42 protein-coding genes are annotated in these 23,979 nt (G+C 44.6%); all 42 read left to right on the top strand.

Annotated features, from left to right (window positions below; genetic code table 11):
* The coding region (locus UF75_RS11970; protein WP_045574835.1) for an EF-Tu/IF-2/RF-3 family GTPase at positions 1 to 647 on the top strand (647 nt) is incomplete at its 5' end.
* A gap of 222 nt (positions 648 to 869) precedes the next feature.
* The gene (gene rpsJ / locus UF75_RS11975; RefSeq protein WP_007778414.1) at positions 870 to 1,175 is read left to right on the top strand and encodes a 30S ribosomal protein S10; all 306 of its coding nucleotides are present in this window, start codon (positions 870 to 872) and stop codon (positions 1,173 to 1,175) included.
* 178 nt (positions 1,176 to 1,353) lie between these two features.
* Positions 1,354 to 1,983: a 50S ribosomal protein L3 gene (gene rplC, locus UF75_RS11980; RefSeq protein WP_045574836.1), complete on the top strand. Its 630-nt coding sequence runs from the start codon at positions 1,354 to 1,356 to the stop codon at positions 1,981 to 1,983.
* Positions 1,984 to 2,006: 23 nt separating this feature from the next.
* Complete coding sequence (gene rplD, locus UF75_RS11985) at positions 2,007 to 2,630, top strand: 50S ribosomal protein L4 (protein ID WP_045574837.1); 624 nt, start codon at positions 2,007 to 2,009, stop codon at positions 2,628 to 2,630.
* Positions 2,630 to 2,917, top strand: coding sequence for a 50S ribosomal protein L23 (rplW, locus tag UF75_RS11990; protein WP_045574838.1), 288 nt, complete (start codon positions 2,630 to 2,632; stop codon positions 2,915 to 2,917). Before rplD ends, rplW begins: the two co-directional genes overlap by 1 nt.
* A 33-nt stretch (positions 2,918 to 2,950) precedes the next feature.
* Positions 2,951 to 3,778, top strand: a complete 828-nt coding sequence (gene rplB / locus UF75_RS11995) for a 50S ribosomal protein L2 (RefSeq protein WP_045574839.1) — start codon at positions 2,951 to 2,953, stop codon at positions 3,776 to 3,778.
* A gap of 18 nt (positions 3,779 to 3,796) precedes the next feature.
* The gene (gene rpsS / locus UF75_RS12000; protein ID WP_034145769.1) at positions 3,797 to 4,078 is read left to right on the top strand and encodes a 30S ribosomal protein S19; all 282 of its coding nucleotides are present in this window, start codon (positions 3,797 to 3,799) and stop codon (positions 4,076 to 4,078) included.
* 21 nt (positions 4,079 to 4,099) lie between these two features.
* On the top strand, positions 4,100 to 4,441 hold the full coding sequence (rplV, locus tag UF75_RS12005; RefSeq protein ID WP_045574840.1) for a 50S ribosomal protein L22: 342 nt from the start codon (positions 4,100 to 4,102) through the stop codon (positions 4,439 to 4,441).
* 3 nt (positions 4,442 to 4,444) lie between these two features.
* Positions 4,445 to 5,107 (top strand): 30S ribosomal protein S3, encoded by a 663-nt coding sequence (rpsC, locus tag UF75_RS12010; protein WP_009617592.1) that lies wholly within the window; start codon positions 4,445 to 4,447, stop codon positions 5,105 to 5,107.
* Entirely contained in the window at positions 5,108 to 5,545 is a 438-nt protein-coding gene (gene rplP, locus UF75_RS12015) for a 50S ribosomal protein L16 (RefSeq protein ID WP_045574841.1), read from the top strand.
* A complete protein-coding gene (gene rpmC / locus UF75_RS12020; protein ID WP_045574842.1) occupies positions 5,535 to 5,738 on the top strand; it encodes a 50S ribosomal protein L29 in 204 nt (67 codons plus the stop codon). The genes rplP and rpmC overlap by 11 nt, the downstream gene beginning before the upstream one ends.
* A gap of 23 nt (positions 5,739 to 5,761) precedes the next feature.
* A complete protein-coding gene (gene rpsQ / locus UF75_RS12025; protein WP_082075114.1) occupies positions 5,762 to 6,022 on the top strand; it encodes a 30S ribosomal protein S17 in 261 nt (86 codons plus the stop codon).
* A 35-nt stretch (positions 6,023 to 6,057) separates the two neighbouring features.
* Positions 6,058 to 6,423, top strand: coding sequence for a 50S ribosomal protein L14 (gene rplN, locus UF75_RS12030; RefSeq protein ID WP_045574843.1), 366 nt, complete (start codon positions 6,058 to 6,060; stop codon positions 6,421 to 6,423).
* A 28-nt stretch (positions 6,424 to 6,451) separates the two neighbouring features.
* On the top strand, positions 6,452 to 6,805 hold the full coding sequence (gene rplX, locus UF75_RS12035) for a 50S ribosomal protein L24 (RefSeq protein ID WP_045574844.1): 354 nt from the start codon (positions 6,452 to 6,454) through the stop codon (positions 6,803 to 6,805).
* 20 nt (positions 6,806 to 6,825) lie between these two features.
* Entirely contained in the window at positions 6,826 to 7,365 is a 540-nt protein-coding gene (rplE, locus tag UF75_RS12040) for a 50S ribosomal protein L5 (protein ID WP_045574845.1), read from the top strand.
* 20 nt (positions 7,366 to 7,385) lie between these two features.
* Positions 7,386 to 7,571, top strand: a complete 186-nt coding sequence (locus tag UF75_RS12045; RefSeq protein ID WP_045574846.1) for a type Z 30S ribosomal protein S14 — start codon at positions 7,386 to 7,388, stop codon at positions 7,569 to 7,571.
* 28 nt (positions 7,572 to 7,599) lie between these two features.
* On the top strand, positions 7,600 to 7,998 hold the full coding sequence (gene rpsH, locus UF75_RS12050) for a 30S ribosomal protein S8 (RefSeq protein ID WP_045574847.1): 399 nt from the start codon (positions 7,600 to 7,602) through the stop codon (positions 7,996 to 7,998).
* Positions 7,999 to 8,021: 23 nt separating this feature from the next.
* Positions 8,022 to 8,576, top strand: a complete 555-nt coding sequence (gene rplF / locus UF75_RS12055) for a 50S ribosomal protein L6 (RefSeq protein WP_045574848.1) — start codon at positions 8,022 to 8,024, stop codon at positions 8,574 to 8,576.
* Positions 8,577 to 8,631: 55 nt separating this feature from the next.
* Positions 8,632 to 9,000, top strand: a complete 369-nt coding sequence (rplR, locus tag UF75_RS12060) for a 50S ribosomal protein L18 (protein WP_045574849.1) — start codon at positions 8,632 to 8,634, stop codon at positions 8,998 to 9,000.
* Positions 9,001 to 9,027: 27 nt separating this feature from the next.
* On the top strand, positions 9,028 to 9,528 hold the full coding sequence (gene rpsE / locus UF75_RS12065) for a 30S ribosomal protein S5 (protein ID WP_082075115.1): 501 nt from the start codon (positions 9,028 to 9,030) through the stop codon (positions 9,526 to 9,528).
* 12 nt (positions 9,529 to 9,540) lie between these two features.
* Complete coding sequence (rpmD, locus tag UF75_RS12070) at positions 9,541 to 9,723, top strand: 50S ribosomal protein L30 (RefSeq protein ID WP_045574850.1); 183 nt, start codon at positions 9,541 to 9,543, stop codon at positions 9,721 to 9,723.
* Between the two features lie 18 nt (positions 9,724 to 9,741).
* Entirely contained in the window at positions 9,742 to 10,182 is a 441-nt protein-coding gene (gene rplO / locus UF75_RS12075) for a 50S ribosomal protein L15 (RefSeq protein ID WP_045574851.1), read from the top strand.
* A gap of 1 nt (position 10,183) precedes the next feature.
* The gene (gene secY, locus UF75_RS12080; protein ID WP_045574852.1) at positions 10,184 to 11,470 is read left to right on the top strand and encodes a preprotein translocase subunit SecY; all 1,287 of its coding nucleotides are present in this window, start codon (positions 10,184 to 10,186) and stop codon (positions 11,468 to 11,470) included.
* 13 nt (positions 11,471 to 11,483) lie between these two features.
* Positions 11,484 to 12,125 carry an adenylate kinase gene (locus UF75_RS12085; protein ID WP_045574853.1) on the top strand — a complete coding sequence of 214 codons (642 nt, stop codon included), beginning with the start codon at positions 11,484 to 11,486 and terminating at the stop codon, positions 12,123 to 12,125.
* Positions 12,126 to 12,130: 5 nt separating this feature from the next.
* A complete protein-coding gene (map, locus tag UF75_RS12090) occupies positions 12,131 to 12,877 on the top strand; it encodes a type I methionyl aminopeptidase (RefSeq protein WP_045574854.1) in 747 nt (248 codons plus the stop codon).
* 37 nt (positions 12,878 to 12,914) lie between these two features.
* Positions 12,915 to 13,133, top strand: coding sequence for a translation initiation factor IF-1 (infA, locus tag UF75_RS12095; RefSeq protein ID WP_007778476.1), 219 nt, complete (start codon positions 12,915 to 12,917; stop codon positions 13,131 to 13,133).
* Positions 13,134 to 13,154: 21 nt separating this feature from the next.
* Entirely contained in the window at positions 13,155 to 13,268 is a 114-nt protein-coding gene (rpmJ, locus tag UF75_RS12100; RefSeq protein ID WP_034145750.1) for a 50S ribosomal protein L36, read from the top strand.
* 92 nt (positions 13,269 to 13,360) lie between these two features.
* Entirely contained in the window at positions 13,361 to 13,732 is a 372-nt protein-coding gene (gene rpsM, locus UF75_RS12105) for a 30S ribosomal protein S13 (protein ID WP_045574855.1), read from the top strand.
* Positions 13,733 to 13,750: 18 nt separating this feature from the next.
* The gene (rpsK, locus tag UF75_RS12110) at positions 13,751 to 14,140 is read left to right on the top strand and encodes a 30S ribosomal protein S11 (RefSeq protein WP_007778485.1); all 390 of its coding nucleotides are present in this window, start codon (positions 13,751 to 13,753) and stop codon (positions 14,138 to 14,140) included.
* A gap of 13 nt (positions 14,141 to 14,153) precedes the next feature.
* Positions 14,154 to 14,783, top strand: a complete 630-nt coding sequence (rpsD, locus tag UF75_RS12115; RefSeq protein WP_045574856.1) for a 30S ribosomal protein S4 — start codon at positions 14,154 to 14,156, stop codon at positions 14,781 to 14,783.
* A 69-nt stretch (positions 14,784 to 14,852) separates the two neighbouring features.
* Entirely contained in the window at positions 14,853 to 15,800 is a 948-nt protein-coding gene (locus UF75_RS12120; RefSeq protein ID WP_045574857.1) for a DNA-directed RNA polymerase subunit alpha, read from the top strand.
* 26 nt (positions 15,801 to 15,826) lie between these two features.
* Positions 15,827 to 16,165, top strand: coding sequence for a 50S ribosomal protein L17 (gene rplQ, locus UF75_RS12125; protein WP_045574858.1), 339 nt, complete (start codon positions 15,827 to 15,829; stop codon positions 16,163 to 16,165).
* Between the two features lie 78 nt (positions 16,166 to 16,243).
* On the top strand, positions 16,244 to 17,767 hold the full coding sequence (locus UF75_RS12130; RefSeq protein ID WP_045574859.1) for an ATP-binding cassette domain-containing protein: 1,524 nt from the start codon (positions 16,244 to 16,246) through the stop codon (positions 17,765 to 17,767).
* Positions 17,754 to 18,548 carry an energy-coupling factor transporter transmembrane component T gene (locus UF75_RS12135; RefSeq protein ID WP_242860213.1) on the top strand — a complete coding sequence of 265 codons (795 nt, stop codon included), beginning with the start codon at positions 17,754 to 17,756 and terminating at the stop codon, positions 18,546 to 18,548. The genes UF75_RS12130 and UF75_RS12135 overlap by 14 nt, the downstream gene beginning before the upstream one ends.
* 34 nt (positions 18,549 to 18,582) lie before the next feature.
* Entirely contained in the window at positions 18,583 to 19,362 is a 780-nt protein-coding gene (truA, locus tag UF75_RS12140) for a tRNA pseudouridine(38-40) synthase TruA (RefSeq protein ID WP_045574860.1), read from the top strand.
* A gap of 155 nt (positions 19,363 to 19,517) precedes the next feature.
* Complete coding sequence (rplM, locus tag UF75_RS12145) at positions 19,518 to 19,949, top strand: 50S ribosomal protein L13 (protein WP_045574861.1); 432 nt, start codon at positions 19,518 to 19,520, stop codon at positions 19,947 to 19,949.
* A gap of 25 nt (positions 19,950 to 19,974) precedes the next feature.
* Positions 19,975 to 20,370 carry a 30S ribosomal protein S9 gene (gene rpsI, locus UF75_RS12150; RefSeq protein ID WP_045574862.1) on the top strand — a complete coding sequence of 132 codons (396 nt, stop codon included), beginning with the start codon at positions 19,975 to 19,977 and terminating at the stop codon, positions 20,368 to 20,370.
* A gap of 191 nt (positions 20,371 to 20,561) precedes the next feature.
* Complete coding sequence (locus tag UF75_RS12155) at positions 20,562 to 21,296, top strand: N-acetylmuramoyl-L-alanine amidase (RefSeq protein WP_045574863.1); 735 nt, start codon at positions 20,562 to 20,564, stop codon at positions 21,294 to 21,296.
* 216 nt (positions 21,297 to 21,512) lie between these two features.
* Positions 21,513 to 22,256 carry a hypothetical protein gene (locus UF75_RS26255; protein ID WP_052693193.1) on the top strand — a complete coding sequence of 248 codons (744 nt, stop codon included), beginning with the start codon at positions 21,513 to 21,515 and terminating at the stop codon, positions 22,254 to 22,256.
* Positions 22,253 to 22,690: an endolytic transglycosylase MltG gene (locus UF75_RS12165; RefSeq protein ID WP_045574864.1), complete on the top strand. Its 438-nt coding sequence runs from the start codon at positions 22,253 to 22,255 to the stop codon at positions 22,688 to 22,690. The genes UF75_RS26255 and UF75_RS12165 overlap by 4 nt, the downstream gene beginning before the upstream one ends.
* A 205-nt stretch (positions 22,691 to 22,895) precedes the next feature.
* Positions 22,896 to 23,474, top strand: a complete 579-nt coding sequence (locus tag UF75_RS12170; RefSeq protein ID WP_045574865.1) for a sigma-70 family RNA polymerase sigma factor — start codon at positions 22,896 to 22,898, stop codon at positions 23,472 to 23,474.
* 43 nt (positions 23,475 to 23,517) lie between these two features.
* Complete coding sequence (locus UF75_RS12175; RefSeq protein WP_156146398.1) at positions 23,518 to 23,892, top strand: hypothetical protein; 375 nt, start codon at positions 23,518 to 23,520, stop codon at positions 23,890 to 23,892.
* Positions 23,893 to 23,979: the final 87 nt, after the last annotated feature.

Genomic DNA, 23,979 nt, shown 5'->3' on the forward strand with positions numbered 1-23,979 from the left:
GTGAGTGCGAATGGTGTGGTAAGATTTGGAATCTAATGGATGCTGTTGATTCCTATATCCCAACCCCAGAGCGTGACACAGACAAGCCTTTCTTAATGCCTGTCGAGGATGTCTTCACAATTACTGGACGTGGAACTGTGGCTACAGGTCGTGTTGACCGCGGAAGAGTTAAAGTCGGTGACGAAGTCGAAATCGTTGGTTTGACTGACACTGCTCGCAAGACTGTCGTAACAGGCGTTGAAATGTTCCGTAAACTCCTTGATTCAGCTCAAGCTGGAGACAACATTGGAGCGCTACTTCGTGGAGTTGAGCGTAAAGATATTGAGCGCGGACAAGTATTGGCCAAGGCAGGCTCTATTAAGCCTCACACCAAATTCTCCGGTGAGGTATACGTTTTGAATAAAGAAGAAGGTGGACGTCATACTCCGTTCTTCCATAACTATCGTCCTCAATTCTACTTCCGCACGACGGACGTAACTGGTGTCATCACGCTTCCAGAAGGTACTGAAATGGTTATGCCGGGAGACCGCGTGACGATTGAAGTTGAACTTATCACTCCAATCGCTATGGAAGAAGGACTTCGTTTCGCTATCCGTGAGGGTGGTCGTACGGTTGGTTCAGGCATCGTTGCTAAGATTTTCAGCTAATTGAAACTTTGGAGATTTTCACAGAGGAAGAACGACTTTCTCTATGAGGCAAAGGTCGGATGAGAGCCCGCTTGGATATTTGAGCGCAGTCCTCTCATCTGGCCTATGCATTTAATTTTTGATACGGCGTAAAAGGTTGCTGACTAAGTGACTCCGCTTGAATCAGGGAATTTTTACGCTTTGCAACCCGTATAACGGGAATTATGAGGAGGTAAGTAACTAATGAGCCAAAAGATTAGAATCCGACTAAAAGCATTTGATCACAAGACTCTCGACCAATCAGCAGAACGCATTGTTGAAACTGCAAAACGAACGGGAGCTCAGGTTAGTGGACCGATTCCTCTCCCGACTGAGAAAAGCATTTATACCATTTTGCGTTCCCCACATGTCAATAAAGATTCACGCGAACAGTTTGAGATGCGCACTCATAAACGCTTAATTGACATCTTGGAACCTACGCCAAAAACAGTGGATGCCTTAATGCGCCTTGATCTACCCGCTGGTGTAGATATTGAAATTAAACTCTAGTGTCCATATATTAGAAGTAGCTAAATAGTAAGGTCTGTGATATACTATAGTTATGTTTGTCGTGCGAAACACCCGGTAGCGTGGAGTAGTTGCCGAGGGTTTAGCGATAAAATAATAAAAAGCGCTCTCGTGCTCCGGTCAAACCGGCGCACTTCAAAGCGTTTAGGAGGTGGCATTCGTGTCCAAAGGAATATTAGGTAAAAAAATTGGTATGACTCAAGTTTTTACAACCGAGGGACGTGTAGTTCCTGTGACTGTCGTTGAAGCGGGACCATGCCCGGTAGTGCAAAAGAAAACGGTTGCAACGGATGGCTACAACGCTATCCAAGTTGGCTTCTCCATGCTTCGGGAAAGCCTAAGCAATAAGCCGCGCAAAGGGCACTTCCAAAAGGCTTCGCTAAAGCCGATGCGTTACGTTCGTGAATTCAAAGTTGCTGATGTCGAAAACTATGAAGTCGGGCAAGAAGTTAAAGTGGACTTGTTTGCAGTCGGCGACAAGTTGGATGTTGTCGGAACTTCAAAAGGAAAAGGCTTTGCAGGAATGATTAAACGTCACAACGGAAGTCGCGGACCCATGGCGCATGGTTCAAAGTATCATAGGCGAACAGGTTCCCTTGGCGCGAAAGGGCCAGCTCGGGTATTTAGAGGTCGTGAGCTGCCGGGACGTATGGGTGGCGAACGTGTTACTGTACAAAATCTGGAGGTAATCCGGATTGATGTGGATAAAAACCTGATCTTAATCAAAGGGGCTGTCCCTGGAGCGAATAAGTCGTTGCTCATTCTGAAGCCTTCTGTCAAGGCGAAGTAATACTGAGAAAGGAGGAATAAGCAATGCCGAAAGTTCAAGTGTTAAATATGCAAGGCGAGGCAGTTGGAGAAATCGAACTCAACGATAGCATATTTGGAATTCAACCCAATATCCACGTTCTTCACTCGGCGGTCGTATCGCAACTAGCCGGGGCAAGACGGGGAACCCAGTCTGCGTTGTTACGAGGCGAAGTTCGCGGAGGTGGACGCAAACCATGGCGTCAAAAAGGAACGGGTCGTGCTCGATCTGGTAGCACTCGCTCTCCATTGTGGAGAGGTGGCGGTGTGATCTTTGCTCCTAAACCACGCAAATATGGCTTCAAATTACCTAAAAAAGTTCGCCGATTGGCTTTGCACTCGGCACTCTCTTCGAAAGTTATGGAGCAACAGCTGATTGTCCTGGATGTACTGAGTTTGGGTGAAGCCAAAACTCGTGAGGCTGTAAAGGTGCTAAAAGCACTTCATGTTGATAAGAAAGCAATGATCGTGATGGATGATATGGACGATGCAGTGCTAAGATCAACCCGTAATCTTGAAGGGGTGAAGGCAACCGATGTTGCTGGAATGAATGTCGTAGACCTTCTTAATCATGATATTCTTGTGATGACCAAAGCAGCAGTCACTAAAACAGAGGAGGTGTTTGCGTAATGCGCGACGCACGTGATGTCCTCAAAAGTCCAGTAATCTCAGAGAAGTCTGTAGGACTTGTTGAAGAAAATAAATACACCTTCTGGGTAAATCCAGCTGCGAACAAAATCGAAATCAAAGCTGCGGTAGAAAAAATGTTTAAGGTATCCGTTGTAGACGTCCGTACCTTAAGCGTTAAAGGCAAAATGAAGAGGGTCGGCAAGTTTGCTGGTAAGACTTCTAACCGTAAAAAAGCGATTGCCACGCTTAAAGCTGGAGATAAGATCGATAATTTTGCAGGACTGTAAGCAGCTTGAAGCAAAGGAGGAAAATGAAAATTCATGGCTATAAAAACGTTTAAACCGACATCTCCAAGTCGTCGTAATATGACTGTTTCGACCTTTGAAGAAATCACCAGAACTGAACCTGAACGTTCTTTGGTCAAGCCACTGACGAATAAGGCTGGACGAAATAACGATGGTCGTCTGAGTGTACGTCATCAAGGTGGCGGGCACAAACGGATGTTCCGGGTTATTGACTTTAAGCGTAATAAAGATGGAATTCCAGCTCGAGTTGCGAGTATCGAATATGATCCGAATCGTTCTGCGAATATTGCGTTGTTATTCTACCGAGATGGCTTTAAAGCATATATCTTAGCACCGAATGGACTGCAGGTCGATCAAGTGATTGTTTCCGGCCCGGATGCAGACATCAAAGTCGGTAACAATCTACCACTTCAGAATATTCCGGTAGGTACACTGTTACACAACATTGAAATGAAGCCTGGCAAAGGGGCTCAAATGGTTCGTTCAGCTGGGGGTTCCGCGCAACTGATGGCTAAAGAAGGTTCCTATGCCACCTTAAGATTACCATCAGGTGAAATGCGGATGATTCGAATCGAGTGTCGAGCGACTATCGGCCAAGTTGGTAACTTAGATCATGAGAACATTAACATTGGTAAAGCTGGAAGATCACGATGGTTGGGGATTCGCCCGACGGTTCGTGGCTCGGTCATGAACCCAGTCGATCATCCACATGGTGGTGGAGAAGGCCGTAACTCGATTGGCCGTAACCCGTGCACTCCTTGGGGCAAACCAGCCTTGGGAGCTAAAACACGGAAGAAGAAGAATCCGTCGAATCGCTTTATTGTGAAACGGCGCAGTAAGTAGTCGAAAGGAGGCCCATAAATGAGTAGATCTCTTAAAAAAGGACCTTTCGTCGAACCTCGTTTACTAGAACGCGTAGAAGCGATGAACGAATCCGGTGAAAAGCGCGTCATTAAGACGTGGTCCAGACGCTCAACAATTTTCCCGCAAATGGTCGGACTCACCATTGCGGTTCACGATGGACGAAAACATGTTCCGGTTTATGTTACCGAAGACATGGTCGGGCACAAACTTGGGGAATTTTCGCCTACTCGCACCTATAAGGGCCATGCTGGCAGCGAAAAATCCAGCGGCTTACGTTAATTCGAGAGGAGGTTAAGGCACATGCAAGCAAAAGCAATGGCGAAATATGTACGTATCTCTCCTCGCAAGGTGCGCCAAGTGGTCAATCTGATTCGCGGCAAAAAGGTCAGTGATGCGTTCGCTATTCTTCAGTTTACTCCTAATGGATCCACGGATGATGTGGTGAAGGTGCTGAAGTCTGCAGTCGCAAATGCAGGACACAACTATAACATGAATGTTGATGAATTGATTATTACTGAAATTTGTGTGGATCAGGGACCGACTCTAAAACGCATCAAGCCTCGAGCTATGGGACGTGCTGACCAAATCCGGAAACGGACGAGTCACATTACTGTGGTTGTGGGCGAGAAGAAGGAGGGCTAAACAGTGGGTCAAAAGGTAAATCCCAAAGGCCTCCGCGTCGGAATTATCCGGGACTGGGAAAGCCGATGGTATGCTGACAAGAACTACATGGAGCTTCTACATGAAGATCTGAAGATCCGTGCATTTGTAAAAAATAAACTCAAGCAAGCTGGATGCCCAAAAGTGGAAATTGAGCGAGCAGCGAGTCGTGTCAAAGTCTCAGTTCATGCTGCGAAACCAGGTATTGTAATTGGTCGCGGTGGCACGGAAGTTGAAAACTTGCGTAAGCAGCTTGAAGCCATCACCGGCAAGCAAGTCGCTGTAAATATTGTAGAGATCAAGAAACCAGAAATGGATGCTACACTGGTAGCCGAAAATATTGCACTACAACTTGAAAAACGCGTGTCGTTCCGTCGGGCTATGAAACAAACCGTCGGACGAACAATGAGAACGGGCGCACAAGGCATAAAAATTCAATGCAGCGGTCGATTGGCTGGAGCTGAAATTGCCCGAACCGAATGGTATCATGAAGGAAAAGTACCCCTTCATACACTACGTGCTGATATTGACTACGGATTTGCAGAAGCAAATACCACGTATGGTAAAATTGGCATCAAGGTTTGGATTTATAAAGGTGAGGTTCTTCCCGCCAAGAAGGTCGTCGCTCAGGTGGAAGGAGGAAACTAAATGCTAGTCCCAGCCAGAGTGAAACATCGGAAACAACATCGTGGTCGGTTATCTGGTAAAGCTACACGAGGTAACACCATTACTTTTGGTGAGTTTGGTCTCGTAGCTTTAGAAAGTGCTTGGATTACGAACCGTCAAATAGAGGCTGCCCGTATCGCAATGACTCGTTTTATTAAACGGGGTGGTCAAGTTTGGATCAAAATTTTCCCGGATAAGCCTATTACTGCAAAACCTGCTGAAACACGTATGGGTAGTGGTAAAGGTTCACCTGAATATTGGGTTGCAGTCGTTAAACCGGGCCGTGTGATGTTTGAACTGAACGGTGTAACAGAAGAACAAGCACGTGAGGCTCTTCGTTTAGCAATGCATAAGCTCCCAATTAAATGTAAGTTCGTTACCCGTGCAGATCAAGAAGGAGGTGACGCAAGTGAAGACTAAGGATTTCCGAGATCTAACCAATGACGAAGTACTAAAGGAAATCGATGACTTTAAGACTGAATTGTTTAATTTGCGTTTCCAATTGGCAACGGGTCAACTTGATAACCCAATGCGAATCAGAGAAGTCCGCAAAGGAATTGCTCGTGGCAAGACGATACTTCGCGAACGCGAGTTAAAGATTGAACGTGCCTAAATAGGGAAAGGAGGCATTTTAACGTGGAAAGAGCCCAGCGTAAGGTTCGATCAGGCAAAGTAATCAGCGATAAGATGAATAAAACAGTTGTCGTATCTGTTGAGATTACTGAACGTCACCCAGTTTATAAAAAGGCGATCACACGTACGAAAAATTATAAGGCTCATGACGAGAACAACGATGCCCGTATCGGGGATACCGTCTCGATCATGGAAACTCGCCTCTTGAGTAAGGATAAGTGCTGGCGCGTAGTCGAGATCACTGAGAGATCAGTTGCTCTCTAAAAGGTTTATATTAGTTCGGAAGGGGGTCAATGGGAATGATCCAGGTACAAACTAGGGTTAGAGTTGGTGACAACTCGGGCGCTAAAGAATTGATGTGTATTCGTGTGCTCGGCGGTTCAATGCGCCGCTATGCTACGATTGGCGATATTATCGTTGCTTCAGTTAAGCAAGCAACGCCAGGGGGCGTTGTCAAAAAAGGGGAAGTTGTGAAAGCTGTAATCGTGAGAACGAGGAAAGAGATTCGTCGCACAGACGGTTCTTATATCCGGTTTAGCGAAAACGCTGCTGTCCTCATTAAAGACGATAAAAGCCCTCGTGGCACCCGTATCTTCGGACCAGTTGCACGCGAGCTTCGCGATAATTATATGAAAATTATTTCCCTGGCACCGGAAGTTATCTAAGACACCCTGATAGGTGGAGGTGAAGAAAGTGGCTGCTACAAAGCATAAGGTACCAACTGCAAATATACACGTTAAAAAAGGCGACTATGTCATGGTTATTAGCGGTAAGGATGCTGGAAAAAAAGGCAAAATTATCGACGTAATTCTTAAAAAGGGTCGCGTAGTGGTTGAAAAGGCAAATATGGTTAAACGTCATACGAAACCCTCTCAATCCATGCCTCAAGGCGGCATTGTTTCCAAAGAGGCTCCGATGGCCAGCTCAAACGTTATGTTATATTGTCAAGATTGTAAATCTGTGACACGTGTTAGTTTTAAAATGACCGATAACGGTAAAGTTCGCATCTGTAAGCATTGCGGTGTGAATCTCCCGGATAAACACTAATTGCGAAAGGAGGGACCTCAGTGGCTCGTCTAAAAGATAAGTATCTCAACGAAATTGCTCCTGCTTTACAGCAGAAGTTTGCTTATAAAAATGTCATGCAAATCCCCAAAGTGGATAAAATCGTGATTAACATGGGAGTTGGCGAAGCGGTTTCAAACTCCAAAGCGATCGATTCTGCAGTTGGAGACATGATGAAGATTGCTGGACAGAAGCCGATTGTCACACGAGCAAAGAAATCGATTTCAACCTTCAAACTTCGCGAAGGGATGCCGATTGGCTGCAAAGTGACTCTGCGCGGACAACGGATGTATGAATTTATGGATCGACTTTTAAATGTGGCTCTGCCACGTGTTCGTGACTTCCGCGGTATATCAGGGAAAGCGTTTGATGGACGTGGAAATTATACGCTAGGAATTAAAGAGCAGTTGATCTTCCCAGAAATGGAGTATGACAAGATCGACAAGCTACGTGGAATGGATGTAGTCTTCGTAACAACGGCTAAGACGGACGAGGAAGCACGTGAGTTGCTTCGCGGATTCGGAATGCCGTACCGTGATTAGAGAAAAGGAGGTTCGAGAACGTGGCTAAGACATCAATGGTTGTCCGCCAAAACCGTGGACAAAAATTCGCAGTGCGTTCGCATAACCGATGCAAGCTTTGTGGACGTCCCCATGCTTACATGCGGAAATTCGGAATATGCCGGATTTGCTTCCGGGAGTTGGCTCACAAAGGGGAACTTCCTGGAATCACGAAGGCCAGTTGGTAAAACATTGTAAGGAAGGGGGACGACTGAAGTGTCAATGTCAGATCCGATTGCAGATTTTTTAACACGTATTCGCAACGCGGGAATGGTTTACCATGATAAAGTTGAGGTACCAGCATCTCGCGTTAAGAAAGAGCTTGCTGAGTTGCTCAAATCAGAAGGGTACATCAAAGATGTAGAATTCATTGCCGACGATAAGCAAGGCGTGATTCGGATGTATTTGAAATACGGTCCAAACCGCGAACGCGTTATCACCGGACTTAAACGGATTAGCCGTCCGGGACTCCGCGTTTATGCGAAAAAAGATGAAATACCGAAGGTTCTTGGAGGACTCGGAATTGCAATTATTTCGACGTCAAAGGGAATTATGACGGATAAAAAGGCTCGAAAAGAAGGCCTAGGCGGAGAAGTGATCTCCTACATTTGGTAATTATCGCAACGGAGGTGCAGTGAATGTCCAGAATTGGCAAGCGCCCCATTGGGATTCCCAGTGGAGTGGACTTCAAAATAGTGGAAAACGTCGTCACTGTTAAAGGTCCGAAAGGCTCTTTAACGAGAGAATTGCATTCATTAATGAACATTGTGGTTGAGAACGACCAAATTATCGTGACCAGACCCAATGATGAACCACTGAGTCGCTCCTTACATGGATTGACCCGTACGCTGATTGCCAATATGGTAGAGGGCGTTACGAACGGATTCACCAAGGGTCTTGATATGGTAGGGGTTGGATACCGTGCTTCAAAACAAGGAAACAAACTGGTTTTAACCGTCGGTAAATCACACCCAGTTGAACTAGTCCCTTTTGAGGGAATTGACTTTGAAGTTCCTGCGCCGAATAAGATTTTAATTAAAGGAATGGATAAAGAACTGGTGGGTGCCTTTGCAGCGGTAGTACGTTCTGAGCGAGAGCCTGAGCCTTACAAAGGTAAAGGAATTAAGTACGAAGGTGAAGTCGTGCGTCGTAAAGTTGGTAAAACCGGGGGCAAAAAAGGCGGTAAGAAGTAAATTAAACTAGGCAAGGGCCAAATCTCTTGCCAATCGTGAAAGGAATGAGTTCCCTTTGATTAAGCGCATAGATCGAAAGGCTCTTCGCATTAAAAAGCATAAGAGCATCCGCAAGAATGTTACCGGAGTTGCTGGACGTCCTCGTTTGGCGGTTTTTCGAAGCTTGAATCATATCTACGCTCAAGTAATCAATGATGAGCTCGGTGTGACACTTGTAGCTGCTTCTTCCCTTGATCCAGAGTTCAAAGCTGCGGATATTTCGGGTGGAAATACTGCCGGCGCTCAAAAGGTCGGCGAATTAGTTGCGAAAAAAGCCCTTGAAAAAGGAATCACTCAAGTCGTGTTCGATCGTGGGGGAAATATCTATCATGGTCGAATCTCAGCATTGGCAGAATCAGCACGAGAAGCAGGACTTAGCTTCTAAGCTTTGGTAAAGGAGGGAAAAATCAAATTGGCGAAATTCGAAGCAAATAAGTCGGACATGAACGAAAAAGTTGTTCATATTGCCCGTGTTGCTAAAGTTGTTAAGGGTGGACGCCGTTTTAGCTTTAGTGCACTCGTGGTTGTAGGAGACGGCCAAGGTCGTGTCGGAGCCGGACTAGGTAAAGCAGGGGAAGTGCCTGAAGCAATTCGCAAAGGCGTTGAAGATGCAAAGAAGAATATGGTTAGTATACCAATGCACGGAACTACGATTACTCACCCCATTCTTGGAATCTTTGGTGCAGGACAAGTGTTGTTAAAACCTGCTTCAAAAGGGACTGGAGTTATCGCTGGTGGTGCTGTTCGTGCAGTACTTGAAGTTGCTGGAGTCCATGATATCCTGACAAAGTCTTTGGGTTCAGCAAATGCTCACAATATGGTCAATGCGACAATGGCGGCATTAAAATCACTCAAGCGTCCAGAGGAGATTGCCAAACTCCGGGGTAAGACCGTAGCAGAAGTTCTAGGTTAAGGAGGGTCGGTCATGAAAGTTAAAGTGACACTGACAAAGAGTCCGATCGGTTATTCTAAATCACAACACAAAGTGTTACAAGCACTTGGCTTAGGTAAAGTCGGATCAAGTGCAGTTCATGAAGACAGTCCTGGAATTCTAGGAATGATTCATAAATGCATGCACTTGGTAACGGTAGAAACACTAGCTCAATAGAAGGAGGTGTGGGCAAGCATGAAACTGCATGAACTTAAGCCTGCTGAAGGATCAACACATGCACCTAAGCGTTTGGGCCGTGGAGTTGGATCCGGACACGGAAAAACTGCCGGTAAAGGACACAAAGGGCAAAACTCGCGTGCAGGCGGCGGCGTCCGTCCAGGTTTTGAGGGTGGACAAAACCCACTGTTTCGCAGGATGCCAAAGCGCGGTTTTAGTAATATTTCTAGAAAAGAAATCATTGCCATCAATGTTAGAGATTTGAACCGTTTTGAGGACGGCGCCGAAGTGACCATCGAAAGTCTCTTCGAAAGTGGCCTCATTAAGGCCATCAAAGATGGCGTGAAGATTCTAGCAACAGGGGAATTGACCAAAGCACTGACCGTCAAAATTGACAAAGTCAGCCCAGCAGCGGCAGAAAAAATAGTTGCGGCGGGTGGAAAAGTAGAGGTGGAATAGGATGATTGTCGATTCCCTGAAGAATGCATGGAATGTTGCGGATCTCAGGAAAAAAATCGGTTACACCCTACTGATGTTCCTGATCTTTCGTATTGGAGCACATATTCCAATTCCCTTTATCAATCATGAAGTTCTAAAGGAAATGTTTGGTTCTGGTTCGATGTTGAATTTCATGGATACACTCTCGGGCGGTTCCTTTAAAAGACTGACGGTATTTGCGTTAAGTATTACTCCTTATATTACAGCTTCCATCATTCTTCAGCTCCTGACGATTGTCGTGCCATCTCTTGAGCGACTTGCTAAAGAGGGTGACTATGGTCGCAAAAAGATTACGCAATATACGCGATACAGCACCGTTATCTTGGGATTTGTTCAAGCGTTTGGACTAACCTTCGGGATACGTACTGCCTTGAATATTCCCAGTCCAGCTATGAAATGGCCAGTCTATCTTTTAGTAGCACTCGTTTTGACAGCTGGAACTGCATTTTTAATGTGGGTAGGAGAGGCGATTACGGAAAAGGGTATCGGAAACGGAATATCGCTGATTATCTTTGCAGGAATCGTTTCACGTGTCCCAGGTGCTATCTCATCTTTATGGAGCATGCTGAGAGTTGGGGAAATCAATGCCTTTTCCATTATCGGATTGATTATCATCGTGGCATTCATTACTGCCGGCGTTATCTATGTACAAGAAGGCCAACGCCGAGTATCAGTTCAGTATGCTAAGAGAGTGGTCGGTCGCCGAGTGTATGGAGGACAAAGTAGTCACATCCCACTTAAAGTAAACCAAGCCGGAGTTATCCCTGTCATCTTTGCTATTTCGCTACTGGCGTTTCCGCAAACGATTGCATCATGGATCCCGACGTCTGGATTTTCAAGATTCGTCACCACTTGGTTTAGCATGAATGGTAGTATCACTTCCATCCCTTATTTGTTGCTCTACGGTGCGCTCATTTTATTTTTCACCTACTTCTATACGGCGATTACGTTTAACCCAATTGACGTAGCCGAAAACTTAAAGAAGTATGGAGGATTTATTCCTGGCCTTCGACCTGGGCGACCTACGGCAGAATATTTATCTAAAGTATTAAACCGTATCACACTAGCAGGTGGTTTATTTCTAGCTTTGATCGCAGTCCTACCGACACTAGTTATCGGACTCACTGGACTCAAGAACATCTATTTTGGTGGAACTTCCCTTCTGATCGTAGTTGGGGTTGCGCTCGAGACGATGAAACAGATTGAATCCCAACTTATGTCGAGGCATTATCAAGGATTTATGAAATAGAGGAGGCAGAGAGATGAAAATAATCTTAATGGGTGGCCCAGGAGCTGGTAAAGGTACACAAGCTAATCCACTAGTTGAGCGCTTCAATTTTCCTCATATTTCTACAGGTGACATGTTTAGAGCAGCTATTAAAGAGGGTACTGCACTAGGGTTAAAAGCCAAATCGTTTATGGATGCAGGGGGATTAGTTCCTGATGAAGTGACGATTGGAATTGTCGCAGAGCGTTTAGCGCAACCCGATTGTGCCGAAGGATTTCTGCTTGATGGATTTCCACGGACTCTAGCACAGGGGAGTGCCTTAGCCTCAATATTAGACAAACTTGGCATGGCTCTGGATGGTGTGATCAACATTGAAGTCGACGAAGCGGTGTTAATACCACGCTTGACCGGTCGTCGTATTTGCCGTAAGTGTGGATCCTCGTATCACATGGTCTTTAACAAACCCGAACAAGAAGGGGTTTGTGGTCAGTGTGGGGGAGAACTCTATCAGCGAACAGATGACAACGTAGAAACTGCGCAGAATCGTTTAAACGTTTACAATTCGCAGACGGAACCTTTGATTAACTTCTATCAAGAACAAGGTTTGCTTAAGCGCATCAATGGGGATCAACCGATTGATAAGGTTTTTGCGGATATCATGAAAGCCTTGGGCTAATCAGAATGATTGAGCTAAAGAATGCGAGTCAACTAGAACTGATGCGTAAGGCTGGGCGAATCGTCGCTGAAACACTTGAGTTAGTGCGTGAGCATGCTAAGCCAGGCGTTACCACTCTTGAATTGGATCGCATAGCTGAAAAGTATATCCGGTCACAGGGGGCCATTCCAGCATTCAAAGGATACAATGGTTTTCCAGCAACACTATGTACCTCTGTCAATGAACAAGTTGTTCACGGAATACCCAGTTTAAGGAACTTAGATTCTGGAGATATTATCAGTATAGATTGTGGAGCGCACATAGAGGGCTTTTTTGGAGATTCGGCTATAACTTTAATCATTGGAGAAGTCGATGAAGAAATCCAAAGACTCTTGAAAGTGACTGAAGAATCGCTGATGATGGGAATTGCACAGGCGAGACTAGGTAATCGCCTCTACGACGTCTCTCATGCGGTCCAAAAGCACGTTGAGGCGAATAAGTTTTCAGTCGTGCGAGACTATGTAGGACACGGAATTGGTAGGGCCATGCATGAGGATCCCCAGATCCCGAATTTTGGCAAGCCCGGCCGGGGACCACGACTCGAGGTTGGTATGGCCTTGGCTATTGAGCCCATGGTGAACATGGGTACGCATGAAGTGCAGACGCTAAAGGATCGCTGGACCGTGGTTACCAAAGATAACCTGCCATCGGCCCATTTCGAACACACGGTTGCGATTACGGAAAATGGCCCAGAAATTCTGACTCGATTGTAGGTTCGAGGCATAGGATGTCAGAGGAGGGATGTTAAGCATGTCAAAAGAAGATGTTATTGAAGTAGAAGGTAAGGTCTTGGAGCCACTGCCCAATGCCATGTTCCAAGTTGAGTTAGCGAATGGACACAAGGTTTTGGCACATGTCTCAGGAAAGATACGTATGAATTTTATCAGGATTCTCCCAGGAGATCGAGTCACCGTGGAGCTTTCTCCCTATGACCTATCTCGAGGACGAATCACATACAGGTTTAAGTAAGTACCAAAGGGAGGGATTACAGTGAAAGTAAAGCCTTCTGTTAAAAAGATCTGTGAAAAATGTAAAATTATTCGTCGCCATGGTATAGTCATGATCATTTGTGAAAATCCGAAACACAAGCAAAGACAAGGCTAAAAAGTTTCGGTTGCGCGGCTGATTGAAGTTAATGCTTCAATGCACCGATTTTATATTGATACAGAACTAATAGTTGGAGGTGTAAATTTTAGATGGCACGTATCGCTGGTGTTGACTTACCGCGCGAGAAACGGTTAGAGATTGCCCTAACCTATATATTCGGGATTGGGCTACCCACCTCACATAAGATTCTCGCCAAATCAGGCGTAAGTCCAGATGTCCGAGTGCGTGACCTGTCGGAAGACGAGGTCAGCAAACTACGGGAAGTTATTGATAAAGAGTTCAAAATTGAAGGCGACTTGCGTCGCGAAGTTTCCCTCAATATTAAACGTCTTATGGAAATTGGTTCTTATCGTGGCTTACGCCATCGTCGTGGACTTCCTGTACGGGGTCAACGTACGAAAACCAATGCCCGTACTCGTAAGGGTCCGGCTAAGACTGTTGGAGCAAAACGTAAAAAGTAAAAAGGGGGGATAACCGAGATGGCACGTAAAGTTGTCCGGACAAAACGCCGGGAACGAAAGAATATTGAAAGTGGAATTGCGCATATTAAGTCTACTTTCAACAATACCATGGTGACCATTACGGATACCAGTGGGAATGCACTCTCCTGGTCCAGTGCGGGTTCCCTAGGTTTTAAAGGGTCACGCAAAAGCACTCCTTTTGCAGCACAAATGGCTGCAGAGACTTGTGCTAAAGTTGCGATGGAACATGGCTTAAAAGATGTTGAATGCTACGTAAAAGGACCTGGAGCAGGACGAGAGGCCGCAATTCGCGCGCTTCAAGCAGCTGGTTTGGAAGTTAATCTCATTAAAGACGTGACACCGATTCCACACAATGGCTGTCGGCCACCGAAACGCAGAAGGGTATAGGAGGTGTGTAATCATGGCTAGATATACTGGACCAGTCTGTCGCTTATGTCGTCGTGAAGGAATGAAGTTATTCCTTAAAGGAGAACGTTGTTATACTGGTAAGTGCGCGATCGACCGTCGTGCTTACGCCCCTGGCCAACACGGCCAAGCCCGAGCAAAGAAGCCCACGGAATATGGTCTTCAATTGCGAGAGAAACAAAAAGCACGCCGTTTATACGGTGTTATGGAAAAACAATTCCGAAGCTATTTTGACGAGGCGGCTCGCCGTAAAGGGGTAACGGGTGAAAACTTGCTGGTTCTCTTGGAACGTCGACTTGATAATGTCGTATTCCATTTGGGTTTTGCATCATCCCGCCCAGAAGCTCGTCAACTAGTTAATCACGGCCATTTTACCGTTAACGGTCATAAAGTTGACATTGCCTCTTACTCAGTTCGTTCTGGAGAAGTTATTGCGGTTAAAGAAGGCAGTAAAAGTTCACCACGTATGAAACAATTGCTTGAAAACTTGGGTTCTCGTACAGTTCCCGGTTGGTTAAGCTTGGATGCCAATACTGCTGCTGGAACTGTAGTCGCGCTACCAACTCGTGAAGATATTCAACTGCCCATCCAAGAACACCTCATCGTGGAGAAATACTCCCGTTAATGTTGACGTTCTACCCATTTGGGTCGGATGGTTTGTATATCAAGTTCCCGAGAAAGAAGGTGCATTCCGATGTTAGAAATCGAGAAGCCCAGAATCGAGTGTATCGAGCGTTCAGAAGATAACTCCTATGCAAAATTTATTGTTGAACCGCTTGAACGTGGTTATGGGATTACCTTAGGAAATTCCTTAAGGCGGATTCTCCTATCCTCTCTTGAGGGTTCAGCGGTAACATCAGTCAAAATCGAAGGGGTACTCCATGAGTTCTCAACGATTCCGGGCGTTTTAGAAGACGTTACGGATATTATTCTCAATTTAAAGTCCCTCGCACTTAAAGGCTATACGGACGAACCTAAAGTGATTCGTATAGAATCTCAGGGTCAGGGGATAGTAACGGCCGGAGATATTATAACCGACCCTGATATTGAGATTTTAAACAATGACTTGAAGATTGCCACATTAGATAATGATGGACGACTATTCATGGAAATGACAGTCGAACGCGGTCGTGGTTACGTTCCAGCTGACAAGAATAAGAAGCCAGATCATGTCATAGGAGTTATCCCTATTGACTCTATCTTTGCCCCGATTTATAAGGTCAACTACACGGTAGAGGATACCCGGGTTGGTCAAATCACGGACTATGACAAGTTAACTCTTGAAGCATGGTCCAATGGCAGTATTTCACCAGAGGAAGCTACCAGTTCGGCGGCAAAAATTCTGAGTGATCATCTGCGCCTTTTCATGGGACTCACTGATAAACTCAATAGTGTTGAGGTTTTGGTGGAAAAGGAAGAAGAAGCCAAAGATAAAATCCTCGAAATGACGATTGAGGAACTTGATCTGTCCGTTCGTTCCTACAACTGCCTCAAACGAGCAGGAATTAACTCAGTTGAGGAGTTGACCCAAAAAACGGAAGAAGACATGATTAAAGTGCGTAACCTTGGTCGTAAGTCCTTAGAAGAAGTGGAATTTAAACTTAAGGATTTAGGTTTATCGTTCCGCCCTGCCGAGGACTAATTCGGTGCAAAAGGAGGGGAATGTAATTGGCTTACCGCAAGTTAGGAAAAAACACAGGTCATCGCGGGGCAATGTTGCGTAACATTGTCACTTCCCTGTTAAGACATGAGCGTATTCAAACGACCGAAGCACGTGCCAAAGAATTGAATGCTATTGCTGAGAAGATGATATCTCTCGGCAAACAGGGTGATTTGGCTGCACGTCGTTTATCGATGGCTTATCTGATGGATGAAGATGTTGTTACAAAGTTGTTTGAAAGCATCGCGCCAAAATATGCTGACCGTCAGGGCGGCTATACACGTATCATGAGACTCGGCTTACGTCGGGGAGATGCTGCCACAATGGTTATCATCGAACTCGTATAATGCGTGTTGTTAAAGACCGGGTTGCTTACGTAGTGAAGCACGCCCGGTCTTTGCTATTATTAGCAGAGGAGTGATCTCGTGAAAGCTCGGAAAGTGCTCAAAGTGCAGAATATCCGTTATCGTGATATATTAAACGGAGTAAGTTTTGACTGGCACCAGGGTGAGATCATTGCACTCTTAGGTGCTAACGGTTCAGGAAAATCGACTTTGGCACGGCTTTTAGCCGGGTTATTAGATCCAGAGGATGGAGAAATCCAGCTTACTGCTAATGGTGCCCTCTGTGCTTGGGACACAGTTAAACGATGGCAGGAAATAGGGCTTGTTGGGCAACATCCCAGACGACAAATGATTGGCGCAACAGTTGCTGAAGAATTAAGCTTTGGGCTTATGAACCTGGGACAGAATCCTCGCTGGATCCGGAATAAAGTGCTTGAATTAGCAGCCACAATAGGTCTCGAAGGAAAAGAGGATCAGTCACCGGCAACCCTATCCGGTGGAGAACGCCAAAGACTTGTCGCGGTTGCCATCTTAGCCATGCAGCCCTCTTTTTTAATCTTAGATGAGGCCTTAAGCATGTTAGATGCTCGAGCACAAGCCAACATTCTTGAGCTTTTATTCCAGGCTCGCCCAGAAACAGGACAACTGTGGATTACCCATGATTTAGAATTAGCGAGTAAAGCAGATCGCTTATTGATCTTGCAAAAAGGTAAAATCGATTTGGGTGACCCACGTGAGGCCTTTACCTACGCTAATACTAATACTAATACTAATACTAATACTAATACTAATACTAATACTAATACTAATACTAATACTGACAACCAAATTAGGTCTCGATACAATACTCAGAGCATGCCTAGCACGACCGTTTCAAAGGTATCGCTCGATTCCGTCTTGCCGGTTGAGCGGCAATCCACGGTTCTGGAATGGAATCAGACTAATTTTGAATCCCGCTTATTTATTAATAAAGTGGTTAAAGCGGGTGAGTTCATTGCAATCGTTGGGCCATCAGGTTCAGGGAAAACGACACTGTTAGAAAGTGTTGTGGGACTTATACAGTCAACAGAAGGACAGCTTATAGTTTGTGGAGAACGTTTACTAAAGTCTACAATATATAGTTTGAGCAGAAAAGCCCGTTTAGTACTTCAGGAGGCCGGAGAATATCTCATTGGCCGAAGTGTCTACCATGAAATTTATTATGGTGATTGTAAGAAAAGCTTGAAGAATAAAACTAAAGATAGATTATCGTATCTAGAAGGTTTTGGAATTCCAGAACGTTTAGCAGAGGTTCCACCCGAGCGATTGAGTGGAGGGGAACGACAAAAAGTTGCCCTAGCTGCTGCCTTGCGGACCCAGCCAGAGATTCTTTTACTAGACGAACCCTTAATTGGCCTTGATCAAACGAGTCGGGCCAGTATTCAAGCGATTATCTCCACCTTGGATGATATAACCATTTTGTATGTTACCCATGACTTGAGAGAAGTTTTGCAAGAAGCTGATCGGATCTGGCTAATAGAAAAGGGAAATGTGGTATTAGATTGTCCAGCTCAAAGTTGGTATGAGCATAAGGAGCAATTACAAGCAGCTGGTGTCCGCTGCTAAAGGAGGGAGACTTGAAATTAAAGTCTTTGAACTCTACTGGCCATGTAACAGCGCCCTACACCGTTTAGACCCAAGAATAAAGGTTGGAGGATTAGCAGTCTTGTCATTATTGATGACAATGACAAAATGGCAGGGGCTAACCTTAACTTCCTTTGTCCTCCTAGGGCTGGTGATTTTGGGTCGTACCCCTCTTAGGCTTTATCGCTCGATGGTGATGATCTTAGTTTGGATGGGGTTGTTCTATGGACTGTCCGCCGGATGGGTCTGGTCAGAAGGCAATACCGTTTGGCAGGGTCATTGGTCGATGAGTGGTTTGATACAGGCGGCCGAATTACTTTGGCGTGTCGTGTTGATTTTTGGTATGACTCGTCTCTATTCAGCCGTCACAAGGCCTCTTGAGCAAGGCTTAGGAATCGCGTACTTTTTTAATCCACTCGCCAGAATTACTCCTAAGGCTTCAGATTTCGCCCTCTTATTAACCTTAACGCTGAGATTTATTCCTCTCATCGTTGAAGAAGCACTTATTTTATGGAAGGTGAGGCTGCTTAAAGGTGAATGGCCTTCTTCGTGGCTTAAACGCGTTAGCGAGGGGATGCAGCTTATTGTGCCCCTACTCCTATTAAGTCTGAAAAGAGCAGAAGAACTTGCCGAAAATCTAACGGCCAGAGGATATTGCTCGGGAAAATATCGACCGCTTATTCTTCAAGATCGGTCTATTGAGGATTATGTCGGAGTTTTGGTCCTCGTGATTTGGGGAGTCTCATTACTGGTGTTAGGTTAGAAAGAATTCAGTGATCGCGGAGGCAAGATAATTAATGCGAAATATTCGTCTGAGATTAGCTTATGACGGAACAAACTATCACGGATTTCAGAGACAGGAGAAAACCCATGGCCCAACGATTCAGGGAACCCTAGAATCAACGTGGATGAGGCTTGTTGAGGAAGAGGTAACTCTTGCTACCGCAGGGCGCACCGATGCTGGGGTTCATGCTTCTGGGCAAGTCGTAAATTTTATGACACTTGCAAGGATACCTGATGAGAAGATTCCTAAAGCGTTTAACAGTTTGTTACCAAGAGATATTCGCGTACTGCAAGCGGATTCTGTACCCGATGATTTTAGTGCACGACGGTCTGCTCGATGGAAACGCTATGACTATTGCCTGGACAATCATCGAATTCCGGATGTTTTTCAGCGTCTCTATGCAGCCCATGTCCCAGTACCATTGAATCTTGAAAAGATGCAGATGGCAGCCAGCTTCTTAGAAGGTCGTCATAATTTTAAAACCTTTGCTGCGGCCGGTGGTGAAAGTAAGACGTTTGTGCGAACGATTTATCGGTGTCAAGTCAAAGAGGCCCATCAATTCCTAAAAATAGCTTGTGTGGGGGATGGTTTCCTATACCACATGGTTCGGATCATCGTCGGAACACTTATGGATGTAGGTAAGGGACGGATCCTACCGGAGGAAATACCTGAAATTATTGCCAGTCAAGAGCGGAGCCGGGCACGCGAAATTGCTCCGGCACATGGTTTAACCCTTGCCCATGTCAATTACACGGATGAATCTCCATTTGACGTTTTTAAGGACCTTGTATAAAATAACTTGACAACAGGGTGAAGTTTTTATAGAATATAAACATGAGTTTTTATGCCTTGGTTATGATTGAGCCCCATGACCGAGCATTGCCGCTAGCATGATTGAGCCCCATGCGAGTGAGAATAAACAGAAACTGCTAAATTGGAGGGAAAGTCATGACCACGTTTTTTGCGAAGGCGCAAGATCAAGAGCGCAAATGGTATATCATTAACGCTGAGGGAATCTCCTTGGGTCGTATTGCTACTGAAGCAGCACGTCTTTTAAGAGGTAAACATAAACCGACATTTACCCCTAATGTTGACACTGGAGATCATGTCATCATCATTAATGCTGAGAAATTAGTGTTAACGGGTAACAAACTGAACGATAAAATGTATCGTCGTCACTCCGGATTTCCTGGTGGGTTAAAAGAAGTTCCTTACAAAAAATTAATGCAAATTATGCCTGAACGAGCTATGGAACATGCTGTGAAGGGAATGCTTCCTCATAACAAGTTGGGCGCCCAGATGTACACAAAGTTAAAAGTGTACAAGGGAGAATCACACCCCCATCAAGCTCAACAACCTGAAATCTGGACAATTCAGTAGATTCAAGGAAGGAGGAAGTTAAAACATGGCAACTCAATTACAATATGCTGCAACAGGACGACGCAAAAATGCTATTGCACGCGTACGCCTTATTCCTGGTGAAGGAAAATTTATCATCAACAAACGTGAATTAGCTGAGTATTTCGGCAAGAAAACCTTGGAAATGATTGTTCAACAACCATTTAACATTACAGATACGCTTGCTAAATATGACGTTATTGCTCTCGCTCACGGAGGTGGCACAACGGGTCAAGCCGGTGCGATACGTTTAGGTATAGCTCGTGCTTTACTGAAGGCTGATATCAGTCTTCGTCCAAGTCTTAAAAGAGCTGGTTTCCTAACTCGTGACCCACGAATGAAAGAGCGTCGTAAATACGGCTTGAAGAAAGCTCGTAAGGCTCCACAATTCTCGAAGCGTTAAGTTACGCTGTACTACTTGTACAAGTTATTTTGTTCAATCAAAGGAAGGGATTTATCCCTTCCTTTTTTCAATGCATAAGCCACCTGAGGGCAATGTTAATGATAATTTGTCATTTTTGTGACAAGCATAACGCATATTCATGAAGTCTCCCCCATAAGGTAAGACGGAATAGAGTAGGGGGGGAGAATGGTATGAAACCAATCTTCGTAGTGAGTTTATCACGACGCCGGGTGATTATTGGCATCGCACTAACACTTATCTTGACATTAGCCATAGGTTGGAGGGAATATGGTACGAGTGATAAAGAGATATGGAGCTGGGCATTAGGAGAGCGGGTTGTTTTGATTGACGCTGGTCATGGAGGTGTGGATCCAGGTGCGGTGGGCATAAGCAAAGTACTTGAAAAAGATATAACTCTAGCAGTTTCGAAACGCTTACAAGCCTTAGTTCAGCAAAGTGGGGCTAAAACTATTATGGTTCGCAGTGATGATCGCGACTTAGGAAGCTCACAAGGGCTCTTAAAACGGAAAAGAGAGGACTTAGCACAACGTATCCAGCTGGCTATGGATTCCCAAGCTGAAGTCTATATTAGCATTCACGCCAATAGTTTTCCTGATGCAAAACTCACCGGTGCGCAGACTTTTTATCATTCAGACTCTCCGGAAGGGAAGCTGCTAGCCCAAGCAATTCAAGAAGAATTGAATAATATGACAAAAGGTAAGCGAGTGATCAAAGGAAATCAAGATATCTATGTTTTAAAAAAGGCAAACCAGGCAGCCGTCACGGTTGAACTCGGCTTTCTTTCCAATCTTAATGAAGAACAGTTATTGACGACGCCTGAGTATCAGCAACAGCTTGCTGTTGCTATTTATAAGGGTTTAACTAATTATTTTAGCAAACAATCTGAAGGAACTAAAACTCCGTAATTTCGAAGATATTTGGGGAGATTCTAAGTATAGGGAATTAATAAGATGTTGTTAAGTAAATAATAAGCAAAGCCCAAAAAAGAAATAAGATATTTTGCAGGAAAATGTTATATTTTGCAGGAAATTCTATTTTATATCGCGAATAGTGTCCGGTGGATATACGTTCGATTTTAGAGATGGGCCTTGAATGTTTTATAGAAAGAACGGAGGGAGCACTTGGACATTATTCCTTTAGGATTATTACTTTTAGGGGTTATATCCTTGCTTATAGGATGGCGTTGGCAGAATCCTCGTAATGAGGAAAATCGGATAGCCTTAAAAGGCTTAGCTTATTTAAGGAATGAAATTTTTAGAGTTCAAGAACAGGTTCATATTCTTGAAAATGAAATTCAAAAAACAAAACAAACCAATATAGAAGAAACCCAAATCGTACTTGACCACAAGGACTTAGACATTAAAGAAAATGACCAAAAGGAAGCAGTTCCTAACAAACTAGCATATCAGGGAGAAACCAAAATACTAGAGAGCCGGCAAATTGCCTCGAAAGAGCTAGTGCACGAGGGAATAGAGCCAAAAGAAATTAGACCCGTTAAGGTTGAATTAAAGAAGAGTGAATTACGAGAAATCGAACACATACAAAGTGCAAAACTCTATTCGATAACTCCTCAGGAGCAAAGAGAGAATAGAGAGAATAGAGAGCAAAAAGAGAATAGAGAGAATAGAGAGCAAAAAGAGAATAGAGATATAGCTAGAGTTAGAGTATTTGACGAAAAGCTAAAATCAATGTCACAAGCCTCAAATAGCGCTCCTCGCTCGGAACGTATCTCAAGTAAATTTACAGAGATATTGGAGCTTGCTGCTCATGGCCAACGTATACCAGAAATTGCCCAGCACTTATTTATAAGCCAAGATGCAGTAAGAATGGTTTTGAGTATGCAATCAAAGGGAGGAACCCGATGAAAGTAACACGTTCCTTTTGGTTCGGCTTGGGAACTGGACTTATTTTAAGTGCAATGTTAATTATGGTTCTCTCTCCACTGCACGGACAAGCTGTAGCGCCCGGGGCTTCTCAGGCGGATACTGGCGTACAGCAAGAACCTCTTAACCCTACTGTTCCAGTAAAGCCTTCTGAAACAACACAACCCCTTCAGGAGGTTAACCTGCCCGTTAATCAAAGCGCGACCTCGATAGATCGTCAATTTGTCATTCCTAAAGGGGCAAGTGCAGAACGGATCGCGGATCTGTTGTTGGCTCAAGGTTTTATAACAGATAAAGAAACCTTCTTAGTGGGTGCTCATCATCTGGGAGTTGAAAGCCGATTCAGTGCAGGGACGTTCAATCTATCGGCGGGTCTTTCCCCGGAAGAATTAATCCATAGATTAATTAAGAAGTAAAGGACAAGTTATTTTTACGAACCCGTAAAATAACTTGTCTTTTTGTCTAAAAACAAATTCAATAATAAGATTGCTAAGAAAAAGGGTTGTGGGTTAAAATGGAATTGCATGGATCTACAATCTGCGAAACATTAAAGGGCAGTCGTACGTACTAAAGGTGAGAGGATAATGCGAGTTCGGAACTCGAGATTGGAGCCTGAGTTCAATGGAAGATGCCGAGATCATTCGGCAAGTACTAGCAGGTCATCACGAACAATATGCTGGCCTTGTCCAACGTTATCAGGAACCGATAATTCATTTTTTACGGCGAATGCTAGGAACTGATGAAGATGTATTTGATTGTGCACAGGATGCCTTTATAGCGGCTTATCGAAATCTACATCGCTACTCCGAAGAACACCCGTTTCGGGCATGGTTATATTCCATAGCGCGCAATAAGGCCCTTGACCTATTACGTAAACGAAGCAGGGAGGTTTCTTTGACCTTGGACGAAAATCTTATTGATCAGCAACCAAGGCCAGAAGAGATTTGGTTAGCAAAAGAGCAAGCTTCTATGCTTTCTAAGGTATTAAATGAGCTTCCAGAACATTACGCGCAAGCTCTTTATTTGCGTTATCATCAAGAGCTCTCCTACAAGGAAATTTCAGTAGTCTTACAAGTGCCTGTGAGCCGAGTCAAAACCTATATCCACCGAGGAAAAGATAGACTTCGTCAGTACTTGGAAAGGAAGGATATCCATGAGGAAGACGAACGGCCTGTTATGGACTCAATTATTCCAGGATAAACCTATTTCGAAAGAAACCATAGGAAATTTCCATACTGAGCTTATGGCTAAAATCTTAGAACTACCTGTAGATTTCAGAGAGGAAATTTGTCTTCAGCAGCGTAGAAAATGGGGAATCGGGTTAGCCTGTTGCTTAATGCTTTCCGGTGTTGCATTTGGGGTATTTTTGTGGTTGGGAAGTGACGTGGTCTATAAAGGACTGAATGAATTGCTAATTCTATTGTCGGGATTGCCTTATGTTGCAGATCTACTGCAAATTGGCAACCAAATTGCCCTAAATATGTTACTGTTAAGTGAGGTGAAAGTGGGGTTAAGTAATATATGGGGAGTTATATGTTGGCCGTTACTGGGGTTTTTATCCGTTATTGTAGTATTTAGAAGTTTAAACCGGGAGTATTATGAAGAGCATTCTACTTAATCGCTAAACGCAATTGTTAATGGAGCGAAACTTCACCTGAAGTAAGCTTAAATCTAGATAAAGAATTTTGAGAAGAGAGATGGGGTT

This window comes from Desulfosporosinus sp. I2, from assembly GCF_000960765.1.
GTDB lineage: Bacteria > Bacillota > Desulfitobacteriia > Desulfitobacteriales > Desulfitobacteriaceae > Desulfosporosinus.

Coding starts and splice junctions, on each gene's coding strand:
- rplD (WP_045574837.1), top strand. CDS start 2,007: ATGCCGAAAGTTCAAGTGTTAAATATGCAAGGCGAGGCAGTTGGAGAA.
- UF75_RS12120 (WP_045574857.1), top strand. CDS start 14,853: ATGTTAGAAATCGAGAAGCCCAGAATCGAGTGTATCGAGCGTTCAGAA.
- truA (WP_045574860.1), top strand. CDS start 18,583: ATGCGAAATATTCGTCTGAGATTAGCTTATGACGGAACAAACTATCAC.
- rpsM (WP_045574855.1), top strand. CDS start 13,361: ATGGCACGTATCGCTGGTGTTGACTTACCGCGCGAGAAACGGTTAGAG.
- rplV (WP_045574840.1), top strand. CDS start 4,100: ATGCAAGCAAAAGCAATGGCGAAATATGTACGTATCTCTCCTCGCAAG.
- rpmD (WP_045574850.1), top strand. CDS start 9,541: ATGAAAGTTAAAGTGACACTGACAAAGAGTCCGATCGGTTATTCTAAA.
- UF75_RS12155 (WP_045574863.1), top strand. CDS start 20,562: ATGAAACCAATCTTCGTAGTGAGTTTATCACGACGCCGGGTGATTATT.
- rplN (WP_045574843.1), top strand. CDS start 6,058: ATGATCCAGGTACAAACTAGGGTTAGAGTTGGTGACAACTCGGGCGCT.
- rplP (WP_045574841.1), top strand. CDS start 5,108: ATGCTAGTCCCAGCCAGAGTGAAACATCGGAAACAACATCGTGGTCGG.
- rplW (WP_045574838.1), top strand. CDS start 2,630: ATGCGCGACGCACGTGATGTCCTCAAAAGTCCAGTAATCTCAGAGAAG.
- UF75_RS12085 (WP_045574853.1), top strand. CDS start 11,484: ATGAAAATAATCTTAATGGGTGGCCCAGGAGCTGGTAAAGGTACACAA.
- rpsJ (WP_007778414.1), top strand. CDS start 870: ATGAGCCAAAAGATTAGAATCCGACTAAAAGCATTTGATCACAAGACT.
- rplF (WP_045574848.1), top strand. CDS start 8,022: ATGTCCAGAATTGGCAAGCGCCCCATTGGGATTCCCAGTGGAGTGGAC.
- UF75_RS12175 (WP_156146398.1), top strand. CDS start 23,518: ATGGCTAAAATCTTAGAACTACCTGTAGATTTCAGAGAGGAAATTTGT.
- infA (WP_007778476.1), top strand. CDS start 12,915: ATGTCAAAAGAAGATGTTATTGAAGTAGAAGGTAAGGTCTTGGAGCCA.
- secY (WP_045574852.1), top strand. CDS start 10,184: ATGATTGTCGATTCCCTGAAGAATGCATGGAATGTTGCGGATCTCAGG.
- map (WP_045574854.1), top strand. CDS start 12,131: ATGATTGAGCTAAAGAATGCGAGTCAACTAGAACTGATGCGTAAGGCT.
- rpsD (WP_045574856.1), top strand. CDS start 14,154: ATGGCTAGATATACTGGACCAGTCTGTCGCTTATGTCGTCGTGAAGGA.
- rpsS (WP_034145769.1), top strand. CDS start 3,797: ATGAGTAGATCTCTTAAAAAAGGACCTTTCGTCGAACCTCGTTTACTA.
- rplO (WP_045574851.1), top strand. CDS start 9,742: ATGAAACTGCATGAACTTAAGCCTGCTGAAGGATCAACACATGCACCT.
- UF75_RS12170 (WP_045574865.1), top strand. CDS start 22,896: ATGGAAGATGCCGAGATCATTCGGCAAGTACTAGCAGGTCATCACGAA.
- rplM (WP_045574861.1), top strand. CDS start 19,518: ATGACCACGTTTTTTGCGAAGGCGCAAGATCAAGAGCGCAAATGGTAT.
- rplB (WP_045574839.1), top strand. CDS start 2,951: ATGGCTATAAAAACGTTTAAACCGACATCTCCAAGTCGTCGTAATATG.
- UF75_RS12165 (WP_045574864.1), top strand. CDS start 22,253: ATGAAAGTAACACGTTCCTTTTGGTTCGGCTTGGGAACTGGACTTATT.
- rpsI (WP_045574862.1), top strand. CDS start 19,975: ATGGCAACTCAATTACAATATGCTGCAACAGGACGACGCAAAAATGCT.
- rpsK (WP_007778485.1), top strand. CDS start 13,751: ATGGCACGTAAAGTTGTCCGGACAAAACGCCGGGAACGAAAGAATATT.